Origin of the sequence: Nocardia vermiculata NBRC 100427, from assembly GCF_001613265.1 — a bacterium.
In the GTDB taxonomy this organism is placed as follows: domain Bacteria; phylum Actinomycetota; class Actinomycetes; order Mycobacteriales; family Mycobacteriaceae; genus Nocardia; species Nocardia vermiculata.
The window spans coordinates 47,454-73,628 of sequence record NZ_BDCA01000029.1; the positions used below are offsets into that span (position 1 = coordinate 47,454).

Genomic DNA, 26,175 nt, shown 5'->3' on the forward strand with positions numbered 1-26,175 from the left:
AAGGGCAGCTGACCATGCCCGTCGGGTCGGTAATCCGGCGTGCATTACGTCCAGGTCTAGGAGGAGCTGAAGTGATTCAGCAGGAGTCGCGACTGCGCGTCGCCGACAACACGGGTGCCAAGGAGATCCTCTGCATCCGCGTGCTCGGCGGGTCGTCGCGTCGCTATGCCGGTATCGGCGACGTCATCGTCGCCACCGTCAAGGACGCCATCCCCGGCGGCAACGTCAAGAAGGGTGATGTCGTCAAGGCGGTCGTCGTGCGCACCGCCAAGGAGCGTCGTCGTCCGGATGGTTCGTACATCAAGTTCGATGAGAACGCCGCGGTGCTGATCAAGGCGGACAACGATCCGCGTGGCACCCGCATCTTCGGCCCCGTCGGCCGTGAGCTGCGTGACAAGCGTTTCATGAAGATCGTTTCGCTGGCCCCGGAGGTGCTCTGACATGAAGGTGCACAAGGGCGACACCGTGATCGTCGTCTCGGGTAAGGACAAGGGCGCCAAGGGCAAGGTCATCCAGGCCTACCCGGCAACCGACAAGATCCTGGTCGAGGGCGTGAACCGGATCAAGAAGCACATCGCGAACTCCGCGAATCAGCGCGGCGCCAGCTCCGGCGGCATCGTGACCCAGGAGGCGCCCATCCACGTGTCCAACGTGATGGTTGTCGACTCCGACGGCAAGCCGACCCGCGTTGGTTACCGCACCGACGAGAACGGCAAGCGGGTGCGCATCTCCCGTCGCAACGGGAAGGACATCTGAGCATGACCACCGCAGAAAACATTCAGCCTCGGCTCAAGCTGCGCTACCGCGCGGAAATCAAGGACGCGCTGAACAGCGAGTTCAACTACGCCAACGTGATGCAGATCCCGGGCGTGGTGAAGGTCGTCGTCAACATGGGTGTCGGTGACGCTGCCCGCGACGCCAAGCTGATCAACGGCGCCGTCAACGACCTGGCCCTGATCACCGGTCAGAAGCCGGAGATCCGCAAGGCCCGCAAGTCCATCGCGCAGTTCAAGCTGCGTGAGGGTATGCCGATCGGTGCGCGCGTCACCCTGCGTGGCGACCGCATGTGGGAGTTCCTGGACCGCCTGGTCTCCATCGCGCTGCCCCGTATCCGCGACTTCCGCGGCCTGTCGCCGAAGCAGTTCGACGGCAACGGCAACTACACGTTCGGCCTGAGCGAGCAGTCGATGTTCCACGAGATCGATGTGGACTCCATCGACCGCCCGCGCGGTATGGACATCACGGTCGTCACCACCGCGACCAACGATGAGGAGGGCCGCGCCCTGCTCAAGCACCTCGGCTTCCCGTTCAAGGAGAACTGAGCACATGGCTAAGAAAGCTCTCGTCAACAAGGCCGCCGCGAAGCCGAAGTTCGCTGTTCGTGGCTACACCCGCTGCCAGCGTTGCGGTCGTCCGCGCGCGGTCTACCGCAAGTTCGGCCTGTGCCGCGTCTGCGTCCGTGAAATGGCGCACCGCGGCGAGCTGCCGGGCGTGCACAAGAGCTCCTGGTGAGCTCGCGCTACTGAGGTAGCGCACGCGCTGAGCGCAACAATCGAATCGAGGAAGGGTACGGACTCTGCTGAGTCCGTACCCTTTCTTGCGTTGCGGGAGGCTATCCGAGGCCGCGAGCTCCCGCCGAACTGCCGTACCCGCCGGGCTCCGGCGCACGGCGGAGGCAATCCCCCATACGTCGCGCTGACCGATTGCCGGTGGCTTCGCATCGGGACTGCAGTCGAAGTCGGTGTCCGCTCCGGCCAGCGCGCCGGCGCAGCCTGTGACAGCTTCCGGAAAGCGGGAGCGCATGCGTGTTCCAGGGCCGATTCGTCTCCCGGCGGCGCATCGGATGCGACACGGCGTGGCCGTTCCTGTGCTGAATCATTCAGAATGACGGTTCCAAATCGAGTGTGACGCCAGGTGTCGACACGCCTCGTACAGCTCCGTCACCTGTGCATTTGCCGCGAATGATCTTGTGTCCCAGTGGAGTTGCCCGGGATTCTCTCCGTTCGTCCTGCGCGCTCGTCGACTGATGTGTAGCGTCTGCGTTTCAGATAGCCCGAACTCGACGAGCGGTGGCGTGTGATCAGTATTGACGAGTGCCTGAAGCGGGTCATGGAGATTCCCGGGGCACGCGGAGTGACACTGGTGGACAGCGCAAGTGGTCTGGCCATCGCCGCGGCCGGGAGGCACGACCCGATCGACGAGCACGAAGATGCTGCTGCCACAACGGATGTGGTGCGGTCTGTGCTCGGCTGTTCGGCACTTGCCACCGACCACGGCGACGACGACATCACCGAGATCATCGTTTGCGGTACTCGCGGCTATCACCTGCTGAACCTGATCAACGGTGACTTCGACGGCAGGCTGTTCGTGCACGTGCTCTTCGAAGAGGAAACCGGAAACCTGGCGATGGCGAGATTCCAGCTGCGGGGCATTCTGTCCGAATTGGCCGAGGGCGGCCATGGGCATTGAGCTGGCGATGGAACTGAGACGTCTGGAGGAACAGGGAAGTACGGGGGTGCTGCACGCGGGGGACGGTTCGTTTCATCTGACCAGGGGGGAAATAGTTTCCGCCGATTGCCGGCGCACCACCGGACTGGACCGCCTCGTCGTAGAGGCCGGCGTCGCCACCGCGGAGGATTGGCAGCGGGCCGGGGCGGGTGATCCCGGGCGAGTACTGGAACAGCCCAGACTGGAAACCCTTGCGCTGCTGTCGGTTTTCGATGCCGCCTACTTTCTGCTCGCGTCCTCGGAGGTTCCCGAATTCGAGCCCGCACCCGAACACTGGCTGGCGCCGGTCTGTCACATCACGCCGCGGCTACTGGTCAACGAGTGTGCGCGGCGCGGCGATCCGGAGTCGGGCCCGTGGCCGGCCGAACTGGTCGACCGGGTGCCGGTAGCACCGGTCCGACGGGTGCGGCGGCGGCGAATCGCACTGACCGGAGGGCAGCTCGAGGTGCTGGCGGCCGCCGATGGTCGGCTCAGCGTGGCAGGTATCGCCGCCGAGCTCGGCCGCACCACCTACGGCTGCCTGGTGGCAGTGCGGGAACTGACCCGCGCGGGACTCGTGCAATCGCCGCTCGCACCGTCCGGTCCGCAGGCGCGACCGATGACTGCCGCGCCGAGACATGCTGCTGCACAACGAATACCGTCCGACACGAGTGCGGCGGTAGTGCCGACGGCACCGCCGCTGGTGCGGCGGAGGAAGCCGCAGCAGTTGCCGCCGATCGCGCCGGAGGAGCGCTGGGAGGCGACCGTCGACCGCGAGGTGCTCTACCGCCTGCGGGCGGCATTGAAGGAACTCGAGTGACCGCGCGGAAGAAGCTGCTCGGCGACCTGATGGGAAGGTTCTCGAAGGTGTCCGAACCCGAACCGAATGATGCGGTGCTCGCCGAGTTGACGCTGCTGCGCGAGCGTGTCCCCGGATTGACCGGGACGCTGGTGGCCTCCAGTGACGGTCTGCTGATCGCACACGATCTGCCGTCCGAAATCGAGCCGACCGGCATGGCGGCGCTGTCCGCATCGCAGCTGGCGCTGTCTCATCGGCTCGCGAGTACCGCACTCGGCGGCGGCTTCCACGAGGTGGTGGTTCGCGGCACGGGCGGTCACGTCGTGGTCTACGCGGCCGACTGGAGTTCGCTGACCGTATTGGCCGGACCGGAGGTGAATGTCGGCCGGTTGCACCTGGAGTCGCGGCCGGCGGCCCGCGCGATCGCCGACCACCTCGGCATCTTGACCGGAAAACACAGCAAAGACCGGACGAACACCAATGGAAAGGAATAGCACGTGTCGAATCTCGATCTGGCTTTGAAGGAAATGATGGCGATCGACGGCGCGCTCGGCGCCTCCGTCGTCGACTACAACAGCGGTATGTCGCTCGGCATGCTTGGTAGCTCGAAAGCGCTGGACCTGCAGGTCGCGGGCGCCGGCAATACCGAGGTGGTGCGCGCGAAGCTGCGTACCATCGAACAGCTCGGCCTCAACGAGGACATCGAAGACGTCCTGATCACCCTGTCCAGCCAGTACCACATCATCCGCCCCATGACCGGGCGTACCTCCAAAGGCCTGTTCCTCTACCTCGCCCTGGACCGCGGCCGCGCCAATCTGGCCCTGGCTCGGCACCGGCTCAAGAGCATCGAAGCCGACCTCGAGGTGTGAACGCGCTGCACGCGGCGCGCGAATTCAGAAGGTTTCGACGGTGATCTGCTCCGCAGCGGATATGCCGAGCACTTCCCGCAGTGCGGACACGATAGTGAAAGTTATCTGCTCCCAACCTATTTCACCAGCCGCCATTTCTCGAAGGTAATTCGGTTCCGCTTCGGCGAATCCGAGTTCGGTGAGGGCTGCGATCTTCTCGTTCCGTTGGGGGTGCGCCGGAGCCTGCTGACGGCGCTTCCACCAGGATGTGGTGGGACGCGCGATGGCGGGGTGGGCGACCTCCACCCGGACGGCATCGTGGAATCCGAGCCATTGCACGAACCCCTCGTCGGTCGAAAGTACGGCGGTCCCCTCGTTTTCCCCTGAGGTGGCGGCCAGAGCGGTTTTCACCAACTGCGTCACATCATCCATATTTCCTCCTCCGCTGCCACCGTAGGCCGGTAGAGGCTGTGGCAGGTGCGAGTTCGTGGATCCGGCCGATCGAGGAGGGCGAGACTACGGAATCGGACGCCGGGGTGGGAATCGGACACCGGGGTGGTATCTACGGTGCTCTCCGTCGTGTGCGTCGGCGGATGCAGGCCTCCGCGACGAGCAGGTTCGCGGTCAGCGATAACCATGCGCCCGCGCTGGCCATATCGTGAATCATTGCCGTGAGGTCGCCTTCGTACACCCGCGAGTCCTCCAGCGAGAAGACGATGAGCGCCAACGGGCCGCCCCACAGGCGAGAGGTCGACAGTGACAAGGTCACCGCGAAGTTACGGATCATCCACGCACGATGGTCTGCAAACCGACGCTCACGCGCCGCCCGGAGTCCCGCGATGCCGGTCGCGAGCCAGATTCCGGTGGTCACGAGCAGTGCGGCCTGGTTCGAAACGCCCTGCTCGGCCCACAGTGTCACCGGGATCGCGAGGACTGCCGCGGGAAATACGCCGAGGAAGAAGTATGCGCGGCCGGTCCAGCGATGCAGGCGGGGCCGGTGGGCGCGCAGTCGCGGCCACAGTTGGAGGAGTCCGGTAACGGTTGCGATCGCGCCGAATCCGATATGTGCGACCAGAAGCCCGTACCGCACCTGGTCACCGTGCATATCGGCCCGGCTGGTGGCGATGTCGGGTGGCACGTATGCCCACAGCATGTAGACGAGCAGCGCGAGTGTGCCCGTAGCCAGGGCGAGCAGCCACCACGGTCGTCGTGGTGCGGGGGGTAGGGCTGAGCGGGGGGTGGGATCGAGTCGGGCGTCCACGGACATCGGCGCTCCTTCGCTTCATTTACTATCCGGTAGATAGTATCTACCAGATACTAAATGTCGAGGCTACGATTCGGCGGCGAGGAAATGGTGGACGGCTGACGGGAGGCACCACGATGGCCGGTACGAACGAGCCCGCCGGGTTGTGGCGGCTCTGGCGGCTGCCGGTTGAATCGCGACTGGGACGCCCGGCCGATCTCGACATCGACCGGGTCGTCGCCGCGGCGCTTGTCCTCGCCGACCGTGACGGGCTGGCCGGTGTGACTCTGCCGAAAGTCGCGGAATCGCTGGGCGTGACGAAGATGGCCCTCTACCGGTACGTCGGTTCCAAGGACGAGCTCTACATACTGCTTGCGGACGCGGCGATGGCACCGGTACCGCAGCCGTGGTCCGGAATGGATTGGCGAGCCGCCCTGCGGGCATGGGCATATGCCAACCGCGAGGTCTTCCGGCGCCATCCATGGTTGGCGCACCTGCCCACCCCCGGACCCCCGTCCGGGCCCAATGGGATCGGGTGGATGGATCTGGCTCTGCAGGCCTTGCGTGAGACCACACTCGACTGGCCTTCGAAGGTCGGGGTGGTGGCGCTCGTCGGCGGGTGGGTGCGTGAGAGTGCGATCCTCGAACAAGACCTCGCTGACGGCCGACGGGGCCGGCAGCAGAGTGAGGTGGAGCGGGACTACGGACGCGCACTTGCTGAACTGGTGGCGCCGGAGCGGTTTCCGGAGGCTGCCCGGCTGTTCGCCTCCTCGGCTTTCGAACCGGACCCGGCGGCCGATGTCGATGCAGACTTCACCTTCGGCCTCGATACCCTCCTCGACGGAATTGCCGTTCGCATCGAGCGATCGAACGGGAACCATTGAGATGGTTGTTCGTCACCCCGGCGGGGTAATACATGTTGTCCGGTGCTTACGGACACTCGTCCAGTTGTCGTCCGAGACGCCGGCTGAGGCGCAGGCCGTGGCGCCGGGCTGAACGACGTCGGGTGATACCGGCGAGCTCGAGCGAGGGAGTCGGCCGCGATGACTGCGGAATCACGCCACGTACCAACAGTTTCGGTGGATTTCGCAGACCTGGCCGAGCTGATCCGTGCCGTGCACTCCGTGGTGATCGATATGCCACGTCGTCTGCGGCGCCGCCACGACAACGTGATCGATATCGTCGCCGCCATCGTCGAAGAGGTGCACCCGGCCATTGTCCGGGACCGTCATGGCCTGCTCCGGACCCCCGCCGCGGCGTTCTCGGTGACGCAGCGCGATCAGATCGTCGATGTGGCGGTCGATCACGGTCACGTCACCGCCTACGCGACCTTCTTCCCGCAGTCCGCGGGCACCGCAGCCCATTGGGCGGCGTGGCTCGCCGAACACACCCGCGATGCGCTCGCAGAGCGCCACATCACTGTCCTGCTGTCCTGAGCCGCCGTCGGGCGAGCGTGCGGACATATCTCACTGGGCTCGATCCGTTCGGTGGCTAGGTCGTGTGCACCCGGAGCCGGGACCGCCCGGTCTCACTCGCATATCCGCGAGCGAGACCGGGCGACCGGTGTGGTGCAGCTACGGCTGGATCAGATACCGAACGGTGCCGCGTAACGAACGGTGCCGCCGGGCAGCTGCTCCGCGCCGAGGCTCAGTGCCATCAGCGCGTCGTCGGGGACGTCGATGCTGAGCCGGATGCCGTACTGCGAGGCCCGGGTGAAACCGAACCGTGGGTAGTAGGGCGGATGCCCGAGAACGATCACGAACTGCTCACCCAACTGCCGGGCGGCCTCCAGAGCGGCCCGGATGGCCGCCGAGCCCGCCCCCGTTCGCTGGTATTCCGGCAGCACCGCGCACGGCCCCAGGCACAGGGCCGGGGTGTCGTCCACGTGACAGCGAGTCAGCAGTGCGAACCCGACAGGCGTGCCGTCCGGCGTCGCGCTGAGCATGGACAGCTCGGCGATCCACGCCGGATCGGTGCGCAGCGCGTCGACGAGGTCGGCTTCCTCCGCGGTCTCGAAGGCGCCGAGATTGATGGCGCGGATTGCGGGGATATCGGCCTCGGTCTCGGCGCGAGTGATCCAGTTGTTCTGAGTGTTCAACGCAGTTGTCTCTCTGAGAGGGGGCCCCGTTCGAACACCGCCGACCTGCGCGCCGAGGTGAACCTCGGTGCTGTCGGAGACAGGAATCGATCAGACGGGAGCCCTGGATGTGAGGATGTTTCCGACGCTGCGCGAGGCAGCGACTGCCATGGCAATCATCAACTCACCTTCACTTTCGCTCACTGGATCGACACGAACGGCACGACGCTAACACCGGAGGGAGAGGGCCGCCATCGATTATTCGAGGTCGGGTCGGGTCACGAGGTAGCCGGTGGTTTCGCCATCGTCGACCACGAGCGCATGAGCAGTTCCACGGCGTCGACCACCACCTCGTCGGCGATCTCGTCCGGAAACAGCAGTCGTTGGATCAGTAATCCGTCCTCGAGCGCGTGCACGATGAGCGCCAGGAACGCCGGATCGGCGGGCGGGACGACGTCCAGGGCGTCGAAGGTCGCGGTGATGCTCGCGGTGTGCGCGTCGCGCGCGATCAGCTCGCGGGTTGCGAGCTGATCCCGGAACTCGGGCGTCCGCAGCGCGTACAGGATCAGCTCGGTGCGCAACGACAGCCAGCCGAGCAGATGTTCGGCACGTTCCCGGTGCCAGGCCCGCAGTGCGAGGAACGGATCCGGCCGGCGGGTAACGGATTCGACCTCGTCGAGCTCGCGCAGGGTGCGTTGTTTCAGTAGCTCCACGACGAGTTCGTGCTTGTCGGAGAAGTTTCCGTAGAACGCGCCGCGGCTGTAGCCGGCGCGCTCGGCGATCTGCTCGACGGAGGCCCCGTTGACACCGCGCTCGGTGAACAGTTCCGCCGCGGCCGCCAGCAGTCGGTCCCGGGTCTGTTGTCTGCTCTGCTCACGTGTCAGTCGCTTTGCCGCCATGCACCCAGAATAATCAGTTCTGTATCCAGATACAGGTATGTATATTCGCGTGCCATGTGGAATCGGCAAGCCACGGAGTTGGCACAGGCAGTACGAACCGGGCAGCACAGCGCGACCGAAGTGATCGAGTCGCATCTCGAACGCATCGCCGCGACCAATCCGACCGTCAACGCCGTGACGCAGCTACTCGCCGACAGCGCGCGAGCGGCAGCCGTGGAACTGGACGTGCGCCGGGAGGCGGGGAAGCCACTCGGCCCGCTGGCCGGGGTGCCGTTCACCGTCAAAGAGAACATCGACATCGGCGGGGTACCGACTACCCATGGCGTGCGCGCGCTCGAAAATGCAGTCGCAGAGACCGATTCGCCGTCGGTGGCGCGGCTGCGCGCGGCCGGCGCCATCCCGATCGGACACACCAATATGCCGGACCTGACGATCGGCGGCTACACCAACAGCCAGCTGTTCGGCGAGACCGTCAATCCCTGGGGCACGATCCGCAACCCGAGTGGCACCAGCGGCGGCGACGGTGCCGCGGTCGCCGCCGGAATGGCCGCAATCGGCCTCGGCAACGATTCCGGTGGCTCGGTTCGCGGTCCGGCGCTGAACTGCGGTGTCACCGCGCTGAATCCGACCTACGGCCGGTTCCCTGCCGAGCACCGGGTCCGTGGGCAGGAGCCGATGTCGGCCTCGCAGCTGTTTCCGAAGGACGGCCCGCTCACCCGGTCGATCCCGGACCTACGCGCGGTTTTCGAGGTGATGGCCGGCGTCGATCCGCGAGATCCACGCGCGGTCCCGGCGCCGGTGGACGGGCCGCCGCTGCCCGCCCCGCTGAAGGTCGGGGTGGTAGCCGATCCGGGCGGGCTCGGCGTGCATCCGAAAGTCCGTGCGGCAGTGCATCGAGCGGCCGATCTGCTGGAGGATGCCGGTTATCGAGTGGAGGAGACCGACGTCCCGCGGCTCGCCGACGGCATCGGCGGATACCTGAAGATGATCACCAGCGAATTCGCGCTGAACTGGCCGCGCATCCGGGGTCTGCTGACCGAGGAGAGCGCCCAGCACATGGAGTTGACCATCGCCGGGCAGCCACCGCTCGAACTCGCGGAGTATCTGCGGCTGACCGGTGAACGGTATTCCGTACTCCGTGACTGGCATCAGTTCCTCGCCGAGTACCCGCTGATCCTCGGCGGGGTCTCCACCGAGCCGCCCGGCGATCCGGAAACCTTCGAGATCGATGCGGAGCAGAACATGCGCATGGCCGTCGCCGTTCGACTGTGCACGCTGACCACATTCGTCGGGGTCCCCGCGGTGGCGGTGCCGACCGGAGTAGTGGACGGAATCCCGATGGGGGTGCAGATCATCGGCCGACCGTTCCGTGAGGACCTGTGCCTGTCCGCCGCTGGTGCGATCGAGGCCGCTGTCGGCACGTTGACCCCGGTGTTCGGGTGAGTGAAGGTTCGCCGCCCGCACGTCGTCGAGGAAGGCCGCATCATGTCGGGCCCGGTCGTGCGAGATCTCGACGGTTGCCTGCCCCGGGGCCACCCGTCGACCCTGGGGAGGAGTTTCATCGTTCTTCCCCGGCGAGGACTCCCAGAACCTGGGTTGCCAGCGCCTCCTGGATTGCGGCGCTGGGATGCAGGCCGTCGTCGGCGAGGGCGTCGGAGGTGGTGTCGGAGAACGCCGTCGAGGTGGTGACGACGAGATCGTTTCCCGTCGGCAGCGTTCGGGTGAGTTCATCCAGATCGGCGTTGTTCCAGCCGATTCCGGAGCCGGCGAAGAACGGGAATCGAGCGACCCGTGCTTCGTCGATCGGGGTCGGCGTCAACCACACCCAGCTGCCTGTGTTGTTCGGAAGTGCGCGGGCGCGCAGTTGAGTGAGATTGCGGCGGGTCTCCTCGGGGCTGACCAGAAGTGGTCCGTCGGGCGCGGCGAGCCGTTGCGAGTCGTTGGTGCCGAGCATGCAGAACACCCAGTCGGGCTCGTATCGGCGGATTGCCGGCAGCGTGGCGAGGGCTTGGGTGGTGGTGGCACCGGAGACGGCGAGGTTGGTGAAGCGTAGCCGCAGGTCCGGCCGGTGCGTGTCGAGCAGCGTGCGCAGGACCTCGAACCAGGATAGGCGGTCGGCCGTGGTGCTCTCGCCGATCGCGACGAGGTGGGCGTTCGGTTCGAACGGGAGGGCACGAAGCAGCGCGTCGGTGGTCGGCGAGCCGGCGATCCGAGCTACCGCAGCGGCTCGCCGCTGATCGAGATCTTCGGCAACTCGCCGATAATCCGGCTCGTCGGTGCCGAAGATGCTCGCCACGGTCCGGGCGTCGAGGTTCGGCGCGAAGGGCAGCGCCTGGTCCGGTCGCTGGAAGCGGACGAGCTTCTCGAGCACGGGGTTGTTCATCGTGACTCCTTGTGTGCGAGGGGATTTCGACGTGTAGGAAGGTGCCGGTCGGCGGTGGCAGTGGTCACAGGGTCATTCCTCCCGTGACATCGAGGGTGGTTCCGGTGATCCAGGAGGATTGGTCGCCGACGAGAAAAGTGATGGCCGCGGCGACGTCCGCCGGTTGGCCGATCCGTCCCAGCGGAAGGTGGGCACCGATCGCTTCCCGGTCCGATGCGCTCATTCGATCGCGCAGCTTGGCGGTTTCGACGATGGACGGTGCTACGCAATTGATGCGGATACCGGCGTGGGCGTATTCCTTGGCGATGTGCTCGGTGAGCATGACGACCCCCGCTTTGGCTGCCGCGTAGGCGGCATTGGCCTGAGAGGCGCGACGGCCGGCGCTCGATGCGACCGTCACGATCCGGCCGCTACCGCGTTCGATCATTCGAGGCAGGACTGCCCGAAGGGTGAAGAACACCGAGTTGAGATCGGTGTCGATGACGGAGCGCCAGCGCTCCGCATCCAGCGAGGCGGTCGGATTCGGTGCGCCGTCGCCGCCGGCCAGGGCTACCAGGATCTCGATCGGCCCGAGCGTCTGTGTGACATCGGCCGCCACCGCTGCGAGGTGGTCCGGATCGCGGGCGTCGCCGATGTAGGTCTTACCGGCGCGGCCGATGTCGCGGATCTCGCGGGCGAGATCGTCGAGCAGCCCCGGAGTTCGGCCGTGCACCGCGACATCGGCTCCGAGCCTGGCGAGCGTTCGGGCGACTTCGGCACCGATCGATCCGGACGCGCCGGTGATCAGCGCCACCTGCCCGGAGATGATTTGAGTCATAGGCATGAATCATTCATAGCAGAGAATTATTCACCTGCGCTAGCATGAGGTCGTGACGGACAACCCGAAGCAGCCGGGGCGCCGCGACTCGTTTCCGCGTGCCGCCTTCCTGCTCTCCCAGGTAGGTGCCTTCGCGGCTACACGGTTCGCGCAACGACTGGAGCCGTTGGGCTTGCAGCCCAGCGACATCGGCATCCTGCGGCTCATCGGTGCCGAGGCGAATCTGAGCCAGCAGGCCCTCGCCGAGAAGCTCGGCGTCGTCCCGAGCAGAGTCGTCGTCCTGATCGACGCCCTGGAAAAGAAGGGGGTCGTGGCGCGAGAGCGCAGCGCGCGCGATCGTCGAACCTACGAACTCCACCTCACCGACGAAGGCCGAGCAGCTATGGGGGAGATGCGCACGATCGGTTCCGCTCACGAGGCCGAGATGACAGCCGCCCTGACCCCCGCGGAACATGACGAACTCGGTCGCCTCCTCGGCAAGATCGCCGCCGGTCACGGCCTGACACCGGATGTGCACCCGGGCTACAAGACGCTGTCGAAATGAACTGGTGCCGCACGCGCGGAATCGATCCGAGCGGATGGTATGTGCGGTGGTCGTCGTATTCGGGCGGGGCTCCTTTTTCGAATTCTTCGAAGGGTCTCACCATGTACTCATCTCATTCCTCATCATCGTTGCCGCTGTCCGCACTCGGCTGGGACGATGCATTCGCCGAACTGTTCGAACAGCACGCAGCCGCGGGTCTGCTTCCCGCTCGCGTTGCGCGAGTCGACCGCGGCCGCTGTGACACGCTCACCGCGGCGGGTCCGGTCCGTGCCGTCAGTGTGGCGGTGACCGCTGCCGACCCGGCCCGGTCGGTGTGCACCGGCGATTGGGCGGCGCTGCGTCCGGGGCCGGAGCCGGAGCTGGTCGCACTGCTGCCACGACGCACCGCCATCACCCGGGCATCATCGGATCGGACCTCGTATCAACAGGTCTTGGCGGCGAACATCGACTGCGTGATCATCGCGGTATCGCTGGCGGCGCCGCTCAATGCGGGCCGGGTCGAGCGCCTGCTCGCGCTGGCCTGGGAAAGCGGTGCGAAACCGGTTGTCGTGCTCACGAAAGCAGACACCGTGGACGATCCGGAGACCGCTTCGGCAGCCGTCGCTGCGCTGGCTCCCGGCGCGGAGGTCGTGACTACCAGTTGTGTGACCGGCGCAGGCCTGGATCTGCTGCAGCAGGTGGTCACCGGGACGGCCGTCCTGCTCGGATCGTCGGGCGCGGGTAAATCCACCCTCGCCAATGCTCTGCTCGGACGAGAACATATGGACACCAACGACGTTCGCGCAGTCGACGGCAATGGCCGGCACACGACCGTGCACCGCGAATTGCTGCCGCTGGCGAACGGCGGGGTGCTCATCGATACCCCGGGCCTGCGCGGTATCGGGGTGCAGGATGCCTCCGACGGTGTCGACCGGGTGTTCGCCGAAATCGAGGCCATCGCCCGGGACTGCTCCTTCCGCGATTGCGACCATCGCAGCGAACCAGGCTGCGCGGTACAGGAAGCCATCGTCGCCGGCACGTTGGATCTGGGACGGCTCGATCGGTATCGCAAACTGTTGCGCGAAAGCGAGCGAGCCGCAGCCCGCGGGAATGCACGCCGGTCGAGCAAACGCAGCGAAACCAAAAAGCAGATCACGCGGGATTTGCGCGCGACCTACCGATTCCGGGACCGCCAGCGCTGATATCGCACCGATCAGGTCCGGGTACGCCCGGACCTGATCGGTATCGCCACGTCTCGAATAGTGGGCGCACATTGAGATTTCGGTCTCTGCCGGGAAACTGGCGTACCCCCGAACCTCGTGTCAGCGCAGTCGCCGGGCTCGCCCGGGGATACTGCTGCTCTATGTCAGAATTCGAGGTCCGACCACGGAATGTGAATGGGGAAGGGGAATTCGGTGTCGATTCCGGCGGAGTCCTTCGGTGTCCATTTCCCGGTGATCAGGTAGTTGGCCGGGTAGAGAGGAGAGACTCCAGCGGGCAGGGTGCCGTGGGTTCGTTCCAGCGCGAACATGCGGACCATGGCGATTGCGCTCTTCTCACGCTCCAGCGTGACCTCCCAATACCAGGGGATTCCTCCTCGCGCGTACCGGGCACGCTTGTCGTCCATATCGGTCTGCGAGTTCGACGGCGACAGGACCTCGCCGACCAGGAGTACATCCGCGGCGCGAATATCCTGATAAGGGTTCGGCAGGCATCGTGTGACGAGGAAGTCCGGCGTCACGAAGTCCGACTTGCCCGTCGAGCCGAAGAAGACGTTCGTTTCGGTATGCGCTCGCCAACACTGTTCCGGATCCGTGGACATCGACTCCCGGGCGCACCGCCGCAGCCCACTCCACAGCAGATTCGTGAACTCCTGATGTTCGGCCGGACCTCGCCGCAGCCAGACGACCCTGCCTTCCCATAGCTCGATCTGACCGGCCACCTCGTCCGGCAGCTGCACGAGCTCGTCCCAGGTCATGTGTTCGGGGAGGTCAGGACGTTGGACGCGGGGGTGCGACATGCTTCGATCGTAGACTCGATGCTGTGTTCGTCGCGTGTCTATCGGCAGTACGGCGCGCCCTTATTTAAGGTTATGGGATAACCTTAAATAAGGAGGTGTCATGGCTAAGGTTGTGCGGCAGTACTGGGCGGGCAACCTCGATGCCGGATTATCGCGCCGAGATCGTGGTTCGGGCAGTTATGACGCGTATGTGCCAGATCAGCTCATCGGCCGGTCGTTTGTGCTCGACAGCGAAACCGCCGCGGATGTGGTCGATGCGGAAGTGGCTGTCCACCAACTCGACTCCGAGGCCAGCGCGCTTGTCGAAACAGAGGTGCTGTCGCGGCTTTTGCTGAGGGCGGAGGCGATCGCGTCTTCCCGGATCGAGGGACTGGAGATCGGGGCTCGCCGACTGTTGCGAGCCGACGCGGCTCGGCAATTGGAGGGGAATTCCAATGATGTGACTGCTATCGAAGTACTGGCCAACATCGATGCCATGGCGGTGGCCGCCGATGCGGTCGAACCCGGCGAGCCGATAACCCAGGGCATTCTTCTGGAAGTCCATCGTCGGCTGCTCGCCGGGACAACAATCGCGTCGCACGGTGGGCGATTGCGCGAGGTGCAGAACTGGATCGGCGGTAGCTCGTTCAACCCCTGTTCTGCGGTGTTCGTTCCACCACCGCCCGAATACGTCCCCGGACTGGTCGAGGATCTGATCGATTTCTGCAACACCGATGACCTTCCGGCCGTAGCGCAGGCCGCGGTCGCGCACGCTCAGTTCGAAACCATCCACCCGTTCATCGATGGGAACGGAAGAACCGGCCGCGCATTGATCCACCTGATTCTGCGTCGGCGGGGTGTCGCCGAACGTGTCGTCGCCCCGGTGTCATTGGTTCTCGCCACCTGGAGCGACAATTACATCGACGGGTTGACACAGTTTCGCTATGTCGGTGACCCGGACTCTGTGCAGGCTGTTTCGGGTCTCAATGTCTGGATTGCACGTTTTGCTGCGGCCTGCTCCCGGGCCGCTGCGGATGCCATGCTTTTCGAGTCGGCCGCGGCCGATCTCCAGAACTCGTGGCGTGCTCGTGTGGCACCTGTGCGAGGGAACTCTGCACTGGACCTGCTCCTGAACAGGTTGATCGGAATGCCGATTCTGACCGCCGGCGCTGCTGCCTCACTGATCGGACGGAGCTTTCCCGCCACGAACACCGCTATCGAGCGTCTTGTCGAAGCGGGGATTCTCCGCCAGGTGACGGTGGGGCGCCGTAACCGTGCGTTCGAGTCGCCCGAGGCCATCACCGCGTTCACCGCTCTCGAACGAAGGCTGGCGAGTCCGCAGGGCGACACCCGAATCTCCGATCTCGCACGACCGGTACCGCGCCGGGCACAGACTCGCTGAGCGATGGCCGTAAGTCGTTGACCGGGAAGGGGAGGCATTCGCCGACGGCGGGCGCCGCGACACCGAAGCGCTGCGCCCGAGTGGCCTGCCGGAATCGTGGCATATCGAGGAGATCCGGGGCGGTCGTCTAGCGTTATGCTGCTTCCCGAACACCCCAGTGTCGCCTCTGAGTCTTCTTATCCGCTTGGGGCTCCTTCATGCCGGTATCAGGCGGCGCTGAACTCTCCGGCGGTGACGCCCGCGGTGAATGCGCTCCACTCGTCGGCGGTGTAGGTGAGGGTGATGGTGGCCTGGTGCAGGTTCACGCCGCCGGTGGGGAGATATTCGATGACCGGCTCGGCTGCTGCTGAGCGGAGGCCGCGGTGTGTGGCGGCGGCCAGGAAAGCTGTCCACTCTGTGCTGGGCAAGGAGATGATCGGTTGTGCGACAGGGTCGTTGGTGCTGTCGCGGAGGTATTTGCTATCGCGGATGAGCACTCGGCTGCCTTCGAAGCGGACTTCGACGCAATGCTCGCTTCCTTGGCTGCGGGTGCTCTTACGCCACTGACCGATCACTTCCAACCCTCGCACGCTCGCTTGATAACTGTGGCCGACTCACTCGGCGTGAGCGCCGCCCTTTCGATGTCATCGTACGCGCGCAGGTAGCGGTCGACGGCCGGTGATTCCACGTACAGGCAGCCGGCCAAGTTCTCCACATACGCCACCTGAGTGAAAGGTTCGCCGAGGTCGAACAGCGTGAAAGCTCCGGCGAGCGCGCGGTAAACCGTTGCGTCGTAACCGAGTACACGGATCGATATGTTGTCTCGACGGCCGAGCGTGAGGAGGTGCTCGAGCTGCTCTCGCATGATCTGTGGACTACCGATCCGCTGGTGCAGGGTCAGCTCGCTGATCACCGCGGTGATCTTGGCCTGACCCGAGTCGAGGATGCGCTGACGCGACAAACGAAGCTCGGTCGCGCGTTCTGCTCCGGCCTCATCGAGAGACGAATCATCGCGGAAGATCGCGTTCATGTATCCCGGGGTTTCGAGCAGTCCGTGGATGAATCCGAGGTTGAAGGTCTGAATATGCCGTGCACGGCCTTCGAGCCAGAATGCGTCCAGGTAGCGCTTACCGCCGACGACATCCTGATACTCGTCCCACCAGCCTTTGCGCCATGCTTCCTTGGCGAGATCGATCAGCTCGGACCGCTGGCTTTGTGAGCCGACCCCGTACATGGTCAGTAGTGCGTCTACATCCGTCCACCGAAGGGGGATGATCCCGGTTTCGTAGCGACTCATGGTCGACGTGCCGCGGACGCCCAGGTATTCGGCTGCGTCCGCCAGCGTGATGTTCGACGCCTCGCGCAGTTCCCGAAGTCGCTGTCCGAGCCATTGTGAACGCAACGTGGCCACGGTTCGGGAGTCCGCCATGGCCGCAAGAGTAATGCAATCGGAGTCCGTTCACCCAAAAGTCCTCCCACGCAATTTGCGTAGAGGTACGCTACCTATACGCAGAGCATGGGAGTAGCTGATCTGGAAGGGGTGGTCGAAGTGGTTGTCGTAGTTCTCAGTCTTCTTGCCGGTCTGGTGCTGGGGTGGGCTGGTTGTCTGGCCGCGGACCGTTCGTGGCGTGCGCTGGCCGGTCGTCGTGGCGACGACGTGTGGAGCGTGGAATCGATTTGCGCTCGGGTCGAGCAGGAGCGGTTGCAGGCGGTGCGGCGATCCGGGGGTGGGGCGCGATCGTTGTCCGTGGCGCGGCCTCCGCGTTCGGTAGCCGCATGAATAACCCGGCAGATCAAGTCATCTGGTTCGAGGGTGCCGGTCGTGGTCCGGTGCGATGCAGCGTTGTCAGTGCCGTATTGATCGCCGGCATCGAGGCCGGTGCGCATGGATCGAATGGGGTGAGCGATGCGGGTGGGGGAGTTTGCGACACCGCAGGATTGGGCGTGGGCATATCGGACGTTGTTCGGTCTCCCGCGTGTCCATGTGAGCGCGCCCGGCCTGGTCGTACTGCCGCTGATCGACTGCATCGCCGCGGTCAATACTCCGGAGCCGCTGGGCGCGTTGATACTCGGCGAGCTGACGGCCCGCGGAGTTCCAGGGCCGGTGTTGGTCCGCGGACAGCCACCTCGCCGCACTTTTCTGGTTGTCTACGACTTCCCGCCCGCTGTACTCGACGCGGCCTGTCTGGAGCGTCATGGTGTGGATATCGGCCCACATCGCGGAAATGTGGTGTTGCCGACCGGGTTCGGCTGCCGTACCCGGGAAGGGCGATGGTGGGCTCGCGCACCGCAGCGTGACGAGTCGCTGCCATTGCTCTCGGAGGTGACGGCCGCGGCTACGGCCGTGCTGCGAGCCGAGAATGGGCCGGGAGTGTCTGTGTCGGGACTTGGTACCTCGGTATGAGGTGCCCGCAGTACCGCAGTCCGATGTGTGCACAGGGTGACCGTTCTTAGCGTTGGACCCATGCGATTACCAGCGTGTGTCATGGCGATCTGCGCGGTGGCGGCATTGCTGTCCGCATGTGTCCCGAAGACCGAGGGCGCGCCCGGCGACCTCCTGCAGGGTGACCTCGACGCGCTGGTCGGTGCGGGTGCCGTGGGCGCGATCGCGACCCTCACCGACCACGATTCGACCACCGTCGCGAGCTCCGGCCTCGCGGACATAGCCGCGGGCACCCCGCTGTCCACCGACCATCCGCAATACGTGCGAGTCGGTAGCGTCACCAAGTCGTTCACCGTGGCGATCGCATTGCAGTTGGTGTCCGAACACCGCATCGAGCTGGATCGCCCGGTCGGCGCCTATCTGCCGGGGCTACTCACCGGCCAGGGGATCGACGGGGATGTCATCACCGTGCGTCAGGTGCTGGGCCAGCGCAGCGGACTGCCCGAACCCGCCCCTTCTCCGGAAACGGACGAGTTCACCGCCGCGTCGAAGGGCCGGATCTATACCCCGGCCGAAGAAATCGACCTCGCCCTGCGGCACCCCGCATCGTTCGCGCCCGGCGACCGGTTCGAGTATTCCAACACCAACTACATCGTCGCGGGCATGATGATCGAGGCAGTCACCGGGCACCGTTTCTCCGATGAACTGCGTGACCGCATCCTGATCCCGTTGGGCTTGTCGCACACCTACTTACCGGCCGCGGGCGACACCGATGTCCGGGATCCACACCCGACCGGCTACGCCCTGGTCGACGGCGTGGCGACCGACCGCACCCGGACCGAGCCGTCACTACCGTGGACCTCCGGCGCGCTGATCAGTACCGGCGCCGACCTGAACCACTTCTACACCGCGCTGCTTGCCGGTCAAGTGGTCCCGCCTCCGCTGCTGCCGCAGATGCTGGACGGCAGCGACATGGGCAACGGCATGTCCTACGGCCTCGGCGTCGGCTACACCGAGCTCCCCTGCGGCGCACAATATGTCGGCCACGTCGGCGGGGTACCCGGCTTCTCCACCATTTCCGGCGCGACCGCGCACGGACGCTCCGTGACCATCTCCTACACGGGTACTCCCGAGACCGTGGATATCCGCGGCATGCTGACCCGCGCGCTGTGTGGATAAAACGGCACCGGCCGCATCAGTGAAAACCAGTGGGGCACCAGCCGATATCGTGGCGGCCGGCATATTCGGAGGTATGGCTGCCGGGGAGGCACTGTGGCGGGGTTGGTCGTCGGAGCCATCGCCGGCGGCATCCCGTCATACGGAACGTCGAAAGGTATTCAATGGCCGTGGGCTCGAGCGGAGGCGGAGATCCGTTGGAATCGCACGGGGCACGGCTCCCGAAGTTGGAGTGGATACCGGTATGGCCGACGCGCAGTATTTCGCTTCCGTCGAAGATCGCGGGTGTTGGTATCTCGCTGGTATTCGCAATTGCGGCGGTGTTGTGGACTGTTGGTGGAGCTGTCAGTGGGATTCGTGACGGACATCTGATCGCTATGGTCGGCGCGTTGGGTGCTGCCCTTCTGTTCGGTGGTGTCGCATTTGCGGTTTTCCGTGGGGCGGGCCTGGTCGACAGCGCTATGCGACCGGAATGCCGTCGCTATCTGGATCCGAAATATGGCGCCGGAATAGTACTGCATCCGCGTAGGACGAACCCCGTTCTATTCTGGTCGCTCGGTGGTGCGGGCGTGTATGGAATCATGGCTTGGGGCGACTGGAGAAACCGGGGTGGTGCGTCCGGGTTGCTTCCATTGTCCAAGAATAATCCGGGTGGAGCCACGGTGGCGCTGGGCTTCGGTATCCTTGCTGTTATTTGTGTCTTGATGCTTGCAGTAGTTCTTCGTTGGAAGATCAGAGTTGAACTCTATCCAGCTGGGGTTCGCCGATCCAGCGCATTACCGGGCGCAAAGGAAGACTTGTTCGTAGAGTGGGACGAGATCTCATCCGTGGCAGGCGGTGAGTTTCGGTCGTCACCGCAGTCGCGGCCGCTTCCGACCGTTGACCTCATGGTGAAGGAGCAGCGTCATCCGGTGCATCGCCTGGAGCGGCGCCTGGACCGCGCGGATCGATTTGCTGTTCCGGCATACGCTGTGGAACTCGATTCGAATACGTTGCTGGCAGCGATACGTATGTTGGTCTCGCGGCCGGAGGTTCGCTCACTTTTGGCCGAGGGCGATGCGGCGGGATGGTTGACGCCGCCGGCGCGATCCGAGCAGCGTCGACTCTCCTCTGGTGTGAGGCAAGGAGAGTGGGAGCGGTGACCCGGTCCGACAGGTGCATCGAATGGAAGCCGGTTTGGCCGGAATGCAGGCCATCGGCTCGAGCGCGACTAACATCCGTCATTTCCCTGATTATTCTGATTGTTTCGGGCGTTGTGTGGGTGGGGATAGGTGTAGGGGACGGGGTGACGCAGGGCCATCCTTTCACCGCAGTTGGAGCTTTCGGTATCGGGCTCGCTATCGTTGGCTTCGTCGTCATGGCCGTGAGCGCATACGGGTTCGATGAAAACCTGGGACGTCGCACCGTTGATAATGTCAAGCATCGAGACCATGGCGTTGGAATTGTACTTCTGGCTCGGCGGGGAGGTACTGTCCTCTATCTTGTTCTGTTCGGGTTGGCACTCTATGGCATAGCTGCGTGGCTCGATTGGCGTTCCGGAGAGGGGGGTGATCTACTTTCCTTTTCCAAGGATAACCAGGGCGGTGCGACATTTGCACTTGTCCTGGGGGTCGTCTGTCTACTATGTGGGGTAGTTATTTGGCTTCTTCTGCGCTGGCGGGTGACAGTGGAAATTTACTCCGGTGGAGTCAGGAGGGTTAACCCCAGTCCTTTTGGGAAAAGTTCTGAAATATTTGTGAGGTGGGTGGAAGTCGTGGGGGTGATGCCAGGCGAGTTTCGCGAATCGCCGCAGTCCAAACCAATGCGGACAATAGTATTGGAATTGGATAGCGACCGCGATACCGGGCATCGACTGGATACCGGGGGCCGAATTTGCTTGCCTGTCAGCGCAACAGCATGTGAGCCGAACACGGTACTGGCAGTTCTACGCATGCTGTCAGCGGATCCGGAGTGTCGAGCATCGCTGCCCCGGCCGGGTGCGCTGGGCTGGTTCAGACCACCTCCGCAGGCTGAACGGTACCGGCTTTCGGCTGAGCTCTCGCCGGCTCAGGAGGGCAAGTGACCTTCGGGCGAGTTGGCTGCCGAGCGTCGCAAGCGGCGGACGTGCCGCGGCTGGAGCGATGATCAGCCGGCTGATCCAATCGACCCGCCGTCCGCTGGTCCGTCGGATGTGGTCGTGGAGCTGGATGCGGTCAGGAAGCGTACAACCCCTGATTTTGCCCGCTCCGGAGCCTCCCCTACACTAGAGCGGTTGCTCGGGCACTGTCGTGCCCATTTGCGTGTGCGAAGCCCCGGGTGACAGCAATCCAATCCGGTCGGCAACGGTGTCGCCCGGACCAGCCGAAATTGTCGTAGGCCCACGACCGCCCCGCGTGACGGTGCTGTATGGGAACCGCGGCGAGAAAGGTAACGGTCAACACATGACCATGACTGATCCGATCGCAGACTTTCTGACCCGTCTGCGCAACGCCAACTCGGCGTACCACGATCAGGTGAAGGCTCCGCACTCGAAGCTCAAGGCGAATATCGCCGAGATCCTCAAGCGCGAGGGCTACATCACCGACTACCGCACCGAAGAGGCGCCGGTCGGCCAGACCCTGATCGTCGACCTGAAGTACGGCCAGAGCCGGGAGCGCAGCCTGCAGGGTGTGCGTCGCGTCTCGAAGCCGGGTCTGCGGGTGTACGCGAAATCCACCAACCTGCCCAAGGTGCTGGGCGGCCTCGGCGTGGCGATCATTTCCACGTCGAAGGGCCTGCTCACAGACCGTCAGGCCAAGCAGCAGGGCGTGGGCGGCGAAGTCCTCGCCTACGTCTGGTAAGGGAGGTAGGAACAATGTCGCGTATCGGTAAGAAGCCGATCTCGGTTCCCGCCGGCGTCGAGGTGACCATCGATGGCCAGAGCGTGTCGGTGAAGGGGCCCAAGGGCACCCTGTCGCACACGGTCGCCGAGCCGATCGTCGTCACCAAGGCCGACAGCGGTGAGCTGGAGGTGGCCCGTCCCGACGACGAGCGCCGCAATCGCTCCCTGCACGGCCTGAGCCGCACTCTGATCAACAACATGATCGTGGGTGTGACGCAGGGCTACGAGAAGAAGATGGAAATCTTCGGCGTCGGTTACCGCGTGCAGCAGAAGGGCTCGAACCTCGAGTTCGCCCTCGGCTACAGCCACCCGGTGCCGGTCGAGGCCCCCGAGGGCATCACCTTCCAGGTCGAGGCCCCCACCAAGTTCTCGGTGTCGGGTATCGACAAGCAGAAGGTCGGCCAGATCGCCGCGGTGATCCACGGCCTGCGTAAGCCCGACCCGTACAAGGGCAAGGGCATCCGCTACGCCGGCGAGGTCGTTCGCCGCAAGGTCGGAAAGACGGGTAAGTAAGCCATGGCACAAACTGAAGTTCAGAAGGCCGCCCGCAAGCCGGTCGGCAAGGACGCGTCGACTCGTCGCCGGGTGTCCAAGACCCGTCGGCACTTCCGTCTGCGCAAGAAGGTCCTCGGCACCGCCGAGCGTCCGCGTCTGGTCGTGTTCCGCTCCTCGCGGCATCTGCACGCCCAGGTGATCGACGATTCCGTCGGCAAGACCGTTGCCGCCGCGTCCACGGTGGAAGCCGATGTGCGCGCGTTCGACGGTGACAAGTCCGCCAAGGGCGCCAAGGTCGGCGAGCTGCTCGCCGCCCGCGCGAAGGCCGCCGGCGTGGAGGCTGTGGTGTTCGACCGCGGTGGTCACGACTACCACGGTCGGATCGCCGCGCTCGCGGATGCGGCGCGTGAAGGTGGGTTGACGTTCTGATGCAGACTCGACTCACGAACATAATGACCCTGAACGGAAGGAACGTCTGATGCCGGGACGTCAGCGGCGTGACGGCGGCAACGGACCCGCCGGGCAGAACAGCAACAGCAATGAAGGCGGCCGCGGTGGCGGTCGTGACCGTCGCGGTGGCGGCGATCGTCGCGACAATGCGGCCGACAAGAACCAGCTCGAGCGGGTTGTCGCGATCAACCGTGTCTCCAAGGTCGTCAAGGGTGGTCGTCGCTTCAGCTTCACCGCCCTGGTGATCGTGGGCGACGGCAACGGCCTGGTCGGTGTCGGTTACGGCAAGGCCAAGGAAGTTCCCGCGGCCATCCAGAAGGGTGTCGAGGAGGCTCGTAAGGGCTTCTTCCGCGTCCCGATGATCGGCAGCACCATCACGCACCCGGTGCAGGGTGAGGCTGCGGCCGGTGTCGTCATGCTGCGTCCGGCTTCGCCCGGTACCGGTGTGATCGCCGGTGGTGCCGCGCGTGCCGTGCTCGAATGCGCCGGCATCCACGACATCCTCGCCAAGTCGCTCGGTAGCGACAACGCCATCAACGTCGTGCACGCGACGGTGGCGGCTCTGAAGATGCTGCAGCGTCCGGAAGAGGTGGCCGCTCGCCGCGGTCTGCCGATCGAAGACGTTGCCCCGGCGGGCATGCTGCGTGCGCGTGCCGGACAGGGAGCCTGACATGGCACAGCTCAAGGTGACCCAGATCAAGTCCACGATCGGCGCCAAGAAGAATCAGCGGGAATCGCTTCGCACTCTCGGACTGCGCGGAATCCGCAAGTCCGTGATCCGCGAGGACAATGCCCAGAACCGCGGGCTGATCAACGTCGTGCGCCACCTCGTTTCCGTTGAGGAGGAGAAAGCATGACCCCCATCAAGCTCCACCACCTGCGTCCCGCCCCGGGCGCCAAGACCGAGAAGATCCGTGTGGGTCGCGGTGAAGGCTCCAAGGGTAAGACCGCCGGTCGCGGTACCAAGGGCACGAAGGCTCGCAAGAACGTGCCGGCCGGGTTCGAGGGCGGCCAGATGCCGATTCACATGCGCCTGCCGAAGCTGAAGGGGTTCACCAACCCCAACCGCGTCGAGTACCAGGTTGTGAACGTCGGCGATCTCGCCCGCCTGTTCCCGCAGGGCGGCACCATCGGCAAGGACGAACTCGTCGCTGCCGGTGCCGTGCGTAAGAACCAGCTGGTGAAGGTCCTCGGCGAGGGGGAGATCGGGGTGGCCGTGCAGGTCAGCGCCGACAAGTTCTCCGGCTCCGCCAAGGAGAAGATCACCGCCGCCGGTGGCACCGCCACCGAGCTGGGCTGACAGTTACCGATATACAGTCGGGGCGCCGGACGGGTGAAGGCCCGTCCGGCGTCGCTGTTAGAGTTCAAGTGTTGTCTACCAACTAGTCCGCCCCGTCGTCGTGGCACAAGGCCGGCCCTCCACTCGAGGGCATCGGTATGTGCCGAGGTGACAGGAGTGGGCGTGCCCCCCGTGTCGTCAGCCAGGAGGATCTGTGCTTTCCGCCTTCGTGTCGGCTTTCCGGACCCCGGACCTACGGCGGAAGATTCTCTTCACGCTGGGACTGATCGCGTTGTACCGAGTGGGTGCCGCGCTGCCGTCGCCCGGTGTGGACTACGGGGCCATCCGGCATTGCATCGACGTCGTCTCCGGCGGCGACAATGCGGGGATCTACCAGCTGATCAACCTGTTCTCCGGTGGCGCGCTGCTGCAGCTGTCGGTGTTCGCGATCGGCATCATGCCCTACATCACCGCGAGCATCATCATCCAGTTGCTGACGGTGGTCATTCCCCGGTTCGAGGAACTCCGCAAAGAAGGCCAATCCGGTCAGACCAAGATGACGCAGTACACGCGTTATCTGTCGATCGCGTTGGCGGTGCTGCAGGCCACCGGCCTGGTCGCCTTGGCCGCGCGCGGTCAGCTGCTGCGAGACTGCCCGGACGAAATCCTCGCCGACACCTCCGTCTTCGGCATGATCATCATCGTGCTGGTGATGACCGCCGGTGCGGCGCTGGTCATGTGGTTCGGCGAGCAGATCACCGAGCGCGGCGTCGGCAACGGCATGTCGCTGCTGATCTTCGCCGGCATCGCCGCCCGCATCCCGGCCGAGGGCAAGTCGATCCTCGACAGCAAGAGTGGCCTGGTCTTCGGGCTGGTCTGCGTTGCCGCCGTGGCGGTGATCGTGGCGGTGATCTTCGTCGAGCAGGGGCAACGGCGAATCCCGGTCCAGTACGCCAAACGCGTTGTCGGGCGCAAGATGTACGGCGGCTCCTCCACGTACCTACCGCTCAAGGTCAACCAGGCCGGTGTGATCCCGGTGATCTTCGCGTCCTCACTGTTGTATCTGCCGAACCTGGTCGCGCAGCTGACCTCGTCGCAGAATTCGGACAGCTGGTGGCAGAAGATCATCCAGGAGTATCTCGTCAAGCCGGGGAACCCGGTGTATATCGCGATCTACTTCGCCCTGATCGTCTTCTTCACCTACTTCTACGTCGCCATCACCTTCAATCCGGAGGAACGTGCGGACGAGATGAAGAAGTTCGGTGGGTTCATCCCCGGTTACCGTCCGGGTAAGCCGACCGCCGACTATCTGAACTATGTCCTGAGCCGAATCACCCTGCCCGGTTCGATCTATCTCGGTGCTGTTGCCGTGCTGCCCAACCTGCTGACGAACGGCGGCGGCAGCGGCGGTGGTTCGAACTTCATGGCATTCGGCGGAACGTCGATCTTGATCATCGTGAGCGTCGGCCTCGATACGGTCAAACAGATCGAGAGCCAACTGATGAACAGAAATTACGAAGGGTTCCTCAAGTGAGACTCGTACTGCTCGGACCGCCCGGTGCCGGTAAAGGGACACAGGCCGAACTGCTGTCGGACAAGTTGGGGGTGCCGCACATCTCCACTGGCAACCTGTTCCGCGCGAACATCTCCCAGCAGACTCCGCTCGGCCGCGAAGCACAGAAGTACATCGACGCCGGCAACCTGGTGCCCAGTGATGTGACCAATCGCATGGTCGAGTCGCGGATCGCCGAACCGGATGCCGCCAACGGTTTCGTGCTCGACGGCTACCCCCGCACCGTCGATCAGGCCGTCGCGCTGGAGAAGATGCTGCAGCAGGCCGGACAGCCGCTCGATGCCGTGGTGAGTTTCGAGGTCGCCGACGACGTGGTGGTCGAGCGGATGCTCAGCCGTGGCCGCGGCGACGACACCGAGGAAGTCATCCGCAATCGGATGCACGTGTACCGGGAGGAGACCGCGCCGCTGCTGCAGCACTACGATGGCCTGGTCGCCTCGGTCGACGGCGTCGGCGAGGTCGAAGAGGTCAACAACCGCGTCATGCGCGCGCTGGGTCGCTGA

The 26,175-nt window shown here is 64.8% G+C and carries 35 protein-coding genes; 26 read left to right on the forward strand and 9 right to left on the reverse strand.

The features are described 5' to 3' along the window. Positions 1 to 71 precede the first annotated feature (71 nt). The 8 genes from rplN to NV2_RS24505 all read left to right on the forward strand — a co-directional run bounded on the left by rplN (position 72) and on the right by NV2_RS24505 (position 4,155). Positions 72 to 440, forward strand: coding sequence for a 50S ribosomal protein L14 (rplN, locus tag NV2_RS24475; RefSeq protein WP_067879024.1), 369 nt, complete (start codon positions 72 to 74; stop codon positions 438 to 440). Position 441: 1 nt separating this feature from the next. Further along, complete coding sequence (gene rplX, locus NV2_RS24480) at positions 442 to 756, forward strand: 50S ribosomal protein L24 (RefSeq protein WP_067879027.1); 315 nt, start codon at positions 442 to 444, stop codon at positions 754 to 756. A gap of 2 nt (positions 757 to 758) precedes the next feature. Beyond that, complete coding sequence (gene rplE / locus NV2_RS24485) at positions 759 to 1,322, forward strand: 50S ribosomal protein L5 (protein ID WP_067879030.1); 564 nt, start codon at positions 759 to 761, stop codon at positions 1,320 to 1,322. Positions 1,323 to 1,326: 4 nt separating this feature from the next. Beyond that, a complete protein-coding gene (locus NV2_RS31065; protein ID WP_025347225.1) occupies positions 1,327 to 1,512 on the forward strand; it encodes a type Z 30S ribosomal protein S14 in 186 nt (61 codons plus the stop codon). Positions 1,513 to 2,076: 564 nt separating this feature from the next. Further along, entirely contained in the window at positions 2,077 to 2,469 is a 393-nt protein-coding gene (locus tag NV2_RS24490; RefSeq protein ID WP_067879032.1) for a roadblock/LC7 domain-containing protein, read from the forward strand. A 7-nt stretch (positions 2,470 to 2,476) separates the two neighbouring features. Next, the gene (locus NV2_RS24495; RefSeq protein ID WP_245662762.1) at positions 2,477 to 3,307 is read left to right on the forward strand and encodes a hypothetical protein; all 831 of its coding nucleotides are present in this window, start codon (positions 2,477 to 2,479) and stop codon (positions 3,305 to 3,307) included. Further along, positions 3,304 to 3,780 carry a roadblock/LC7 domain-containing protein gene (locus tag NV2_RS24500; protein WP_245662763.1) on the forward strand — a complete coding sequence of 159 codons (477 nt, stop codon included), beginning with the start codon at positions 3,304 to 3,306 and terminating at the stop codon, positions 3,778 to 3,780. The genes NV2_RS24495 and NV2_RS24500 overlap by 4 nt, the downstream gene beginning before the upstream one ends. A 3-nt stretch (positions 3,781 to 3,783) precedes the next feature. After that, entirely contained in the window at positions 3,784 to 4,155 is a 372-nt protein-coding gene (locus tag NV2_RS24505; RefSeq protein ID WP_067879038.1) for a hypothetical protein, read from the forward strand. A gap of 24 nt (positions 4,156 to 4,179) precedes the next feature. Here the strand turns inward: NV2_RS24505 and NV2_RS24510 are convergent, their stop codons facing one another. Both NV2_RS24510 and NV2_RS24515 read right to left on the reverse strand, forming a co-directional pair. After that, complete coding sequence (locus tag NV2_RS24510; RefSeq protein ID WP_067879042.1) at positions 4,180 to 4,566, reverse strand: TY-Chap domain-containing protein; 387 nt, start codon at positions 4,564 to 4,566, stop codon at positions 4,180 to 4,182. A gap of 130 nt (positions 4,567 to 4,696) precedes the next feature. Continuing rightward, entirely contained in the window at positions 4,697 to 5,401 is a 705-nt protein-coding gene (locus NV2_RS24515) for a DUF2306 domain-containing protein (protein ID WP_067879045.1), read from the reverse strand. 113 nt (positions 5,402 to 5,514) lie between these two features. Between NV2_RS24515 and NV2_RS24520 the strand changes: the two genes are divergently transcribed. Together NV2_RS24520 and NV2_RS24525 are read left to right on the forward strand one after the other, a co-directional pair. Continuing rightward, positions 5,515 to 6,261, forward strand: coding sequence for a TetR/AcrR family transcriptional regulator (locus NV2_RS24520; RefSeq protein ID WP_067879048.1), 747 nt, complete (start codon positions 5,515 to 5,517; stop codon positions 6,259 to 6,261). 195 nt (positions 6,262 to 6,456) lie between these two features. Next, complete coding sequence (locus NV2_RS24525) at positions 6,457 to 6,813, forward strand: hypothetical protein (RefSeq protein ID WP_067879052.1); 357 nt, start codon at positions 6,457 to 6,459, stop codon at positions 6,811 to 6,813. A gap of 149 nt (positions 6,814 to 6,962) precedes the next feature. Here the strand turns inward: NV2_RS24525 and NV2_RS24530 are convergent, their stop codons facing one another. Together NV2_RS24530 and NV2_RS24535 are read right to left on the reverse strand one after the other, a co-directional pair. Further along, the gene (locus tag NV2_RS24530; protein ID WP_067879054.1) at positions 6,963 to 7,475 is read right to left on the reverse strand and encodes a GNAT family N-acetyltransferase; all 513 of its coding nucleotides are present in this window, start codon (positions 7,473 to 7,475) and stop codon (positions 6,963 to 6,965) included. A 257-nt stretch (positions 7,476 to 7,732) separates the two neighbouring features. Continuing rightward, positions 7,733 to 8,353: a TetR/AcrR family transcriptional regulator gene (locus NV2_RS24535; protein WP_067879057.1), complete on the reverse strand. Its 621-nt coding sequence runs from the start codon at positions 8,351 to 8,353 to the stop codon at positions 7,733 to 7,735. A 54-nt stretch (positions 8,354 to 8,407) separates the two neighbouring features. Between NV2_RS24535 and NV2_RS24540 the strand changes: the two genes are divergently transcribed. Then, the gene (locus NV2_RS24540) at positions 8,408 to 9,796 is read left to right on the forward strand and encodes an amidase (RefSeq protein ID WP_067879060.1); all 1,389 of its coding nucleotides are present in this window, start codon (positions 8,408 to 8,410) and stop codon (positions 9,794 to 9,796) included. A gap of 115 nt (positions 9,797 to 9,911) precedes the next feature. On the opposite strand, the gene NV2_RS24545 is transcribed toward NV2_RS24540, so the two are convergent. Both NV2_RS24545 and NV2_RS24550 read right to left on the reverse strand, forming a co-directional pair. After that, positions 9,912 to 10,736 carry an SGNH/GDSL hydrolase family protein gene (locus NV2_RS24545; protein WP_067879063.1) on the reverse strand — a complete coding sequence of 275 codons (825 nt, stop codon included), beginning with the start codon at positions 10,734 to 10,736 and terminating at the stop codon, positions 9,912 to 9,914. A gap of 64 nt (positions 10,737 to 10,800) precedes the next feature. Then, complete coding sequence (locus tag NV2_RS24550; protein ID WP_067879066.1) at positions 10,801 to 11,559, reverse strand: SDR family NAD(P)-dependent oxidoreductase; 759 nt, start codon at positions 11,557 to 11,559, stop codon at positions 10,801 to 10,803. 46 nt (positions 11,560 to 11,605) lie between these two features. Between NV2_RS24550 and NV2_RS24555 the strand changes: the two genes are divergently transcribed. Together NV2_RS24555 and rsgA are read left to right on the forward strand one after the other, a co-directional pair. Further along, entirely contained in the window at positions 11,606 to 12,097 is a 492-nt protein-coding gene (locus NV2_RS24555; RefSeq protein ID WP_067879069.1) for a MarR family winged helix-turn-helix transcriptional regulator, read from the forward strand. Between the two features lie 101 nt (positions 12,098 to 12,198). Beyond that, on the forward strand, positions 12,199 to 13,278 hold the full coding sequence (rsgA, locus tag NV2_RS24560) for a ribosome small subunit-dependent GTPase A (RefSeq protein WP_067879072.1): 1,080 nt from the start codon (positions 12,199 to 12,201) through the stop codon (positions 13,276 to 13,278). Between the two features lie 164 nt (positions 13,279 to 13,442). Here the strand turns inward: rsgA and NV2_RS24565 are convergent, their stop codons facing one another. Continuing rightward, positions 13,443 to 14,096: a Uma2 family endonuclease gene (locus NV2_RS24565; RefSeq protein ID WP_067879075.1), complete on the reverse strand. Its 654-nt coding sequence runs from the start codon at positions 14,094 to 14,096 to the stop codon at positions 13,443 to 13,445. Between the two features lie 100 nt (positions 14,097 to 14,196). Between NV2_RS24565 and NV2_RS24570 the strand changes: the two genes are divergently transcribed. Beyond that, positions 14,197 to 15,477, forward strand: a complete 1,281-nt coding sequence (locus NV2_RS24570; protein WP_067879078.1) for a Fic family protein — start codon at positions 14,197 to 14,199, stop codon at positions 15,475 to 15,477. A gap of 206 nt (positions 15,478 to 15,683) precedes the next feature. Here NV2_RS24570 and NV2_RS24575 read toward each other — a convergent pair whose 3' ends face one another. Both NV2_RS24575 and NV2_RS24580 read right to left on the reverse strand, forming a co-directional pair. Next, the gene (locus NV2_RS24575; RefSeq protein WP_067879082.1) at positions 15,684 to 16,046 is read right to left on the reverse strand and encodes a DUF397 domain-containing protein; all 363 of its coding nucleotides are present in this window, start codon (positions 16,044 to 16,046) and stop codon (positions 15,684 to 15,686) included. Further along, a complete protein-coding gene (locus tag NV2_RS24580) occupies positions 16,028 to 16,885 on the reverse strand; it encodes a helix-turn-helix domain-containing protein (protein ID WP_067879085.1) in 858 nt (285 codons plus the stop codon). The genes NV2_RS24575 and NV2_RS24580 overlap by 19 nt, the downstream gene beginning before the upstream one ends. Positions 16,886 to 16,972: 87 nt before the next feature. Here NV2_RS24580 and NV2_RS31540 point away from each other — a divergent pair, with 87 nt between their 5' ends. The 12 genes from NV2_RS31540 (at position 16,973) to NV2_RS24630 (ending at position 26,175) form a co-directional block, all read left to right on the forward strand. After that, positions 16,973 to 17,236 carry a hypothetical protein gene (locus NV2_RS31540; protein WP_157103065.1) on the forward strand — a complete coding sequence of 88 codons (264 nt, stop codon included), beginning with the start codon at positions 16,973 to 16,975 and terminating at the stop codon, positions 17,234 to 17,236. A 204-nt stretch (positions 17,237 to 17,440) separates the two neighbouring features. After that, on the forward strand, positions 17,441 to 17,860 hold the full coding sequence (locus NV2_RS24585; RefSeq protein ID WP_157103066.1) for a hypothetical protein: 420 nt from the start codon (positions 17,441 to 17,443) through the stop codon (positions 17,858 to 17,860). Positions 17,861 to 17,920: 60 nt separating this feature from the next. Next, positions 17,921 to 19,018 (forward strand): serine hydrolase domain-containing protein, encoded by a 1,098-nt coding sequence (locus NV2_RS24590; protein WP_067879090.1) that lies wholly within the window; start codon positions 17,921 to 17,923, stop codon positions 19,016 to 19,018. 161 nt (positions 19,019 to 19,179) lie between these two features. Beyond that, the gene (locus NV2_RS31545; RefSeq protein ID WP_157103067.1) at positions 19,180 to 20,157 is read left to right on the forward strand and encodes a hypothetical protein; all 978 of its coding nucleotides are present in this window, start codon (positions 19,180 to 19,182) and stop codon (positions 20,155 to 20,157) included. A gap of 1,278 nt (positions 20,158 to 21,435) precedes the next feature. Next, positions 21,436 to 21,834, forward strand: coding sequence for a 30S ribosomal protein S8 (rpsH, locus tag NV2_RS24595; RefSeq protein ID WP_067879170.1), 399 nt, complete (start codon positions 21,436 to 21,438; stop codon positions 21,832 to 21,834). Between the two features lie 14 nt (positions 21,835 to 21,848). Continuing rightward, on the forward strand, positions 21,849 to 22,388 hold the full coding sequence (rplF, locus tag NV2_RS24600; RefSeq protein ID WP_067879092.1) for a 50S ribosomal protein L6: 540 nt from the start codon (positions 21,849 to 21,851) through the stop codon (positions 22,386 to 22,388). Between the two features lie 3 nt (positions 22,389 to 22,391). Continuing rightward, complete coding sequence (gene rplR / locus NV2_RS24605; protein ID WP_067879095.1) at positions 22,392 to 22,799, forward strand: 50S ribosomal protein L18; 408 nt, start codon at positions 22,392 to 22,394, stop codon at positions 22,797 to 22,799. Positions 22,800 to 22,848: 49 nt separating this feature from the next. Further along, complete coding sequence (rpsE, locus tag NV2_RS24610; RefSeq protein WP_067879098.1) at positions 22,849 to 23,490, forward strand: 30S ribosomal protein S5; 642 nt, start codon at positions 22,849 to 22,851, stop codon at positions 23,488 to 23,490. Position 23,491: 1 nt separating this feature from the next. Further along, complete coding sequence (gene rpmD / locus NV2_RS24615) at positions 23,492 to 23,677, forward strand: 50S ribosomal protein L30 (RefSeq protein WP_067879101.1); 186 nt, start codon at positions 23,492 to 23,494, stop codon at positions 23,675 to 23,677. Next, positions 23,674 to 24,120 carry a 50S ribosomal protein L15 gene (gene rplO / locus NV2_RS24620; RefSeq protein WP_067879104.1) on the forward strand — a complete coding sequence of 149 codons (447 nt, stop codon included), beginning with the start codon at positions 23,674 to 23,676 and terminating at the stop codon, positions 24,118 to 24,120. Before rpmD ends, rplO begins: the two co-directional genes overlap by 4 nt. A 193-nt stretch (positions 24,121 to 24,313) precedes the next feature. Next, complete coding sequence (gene secY / locus NV2_RS24625) at positions 24,314 to 25,633, forward strand: preprotein translocase subunit SecY (protein ID WP_067879107.1); 1,320 nt, start codon at positions 24,314 to 24,316, stop codon at positions 25,631 to 25,633. Continuing rightward, positions 25,630 to 26,175, forward strand: coding sequence for an adenylate kinase (locus NV2_RS24630; protein ID WP_067879109.1), 546 nt, complete (start codon positions 25,630 to 25,632; stop codon positions 26,173 to 26,175). Before secY ends, NV2_RS24630 begins: the two co-directional genes overlap by 4 nt.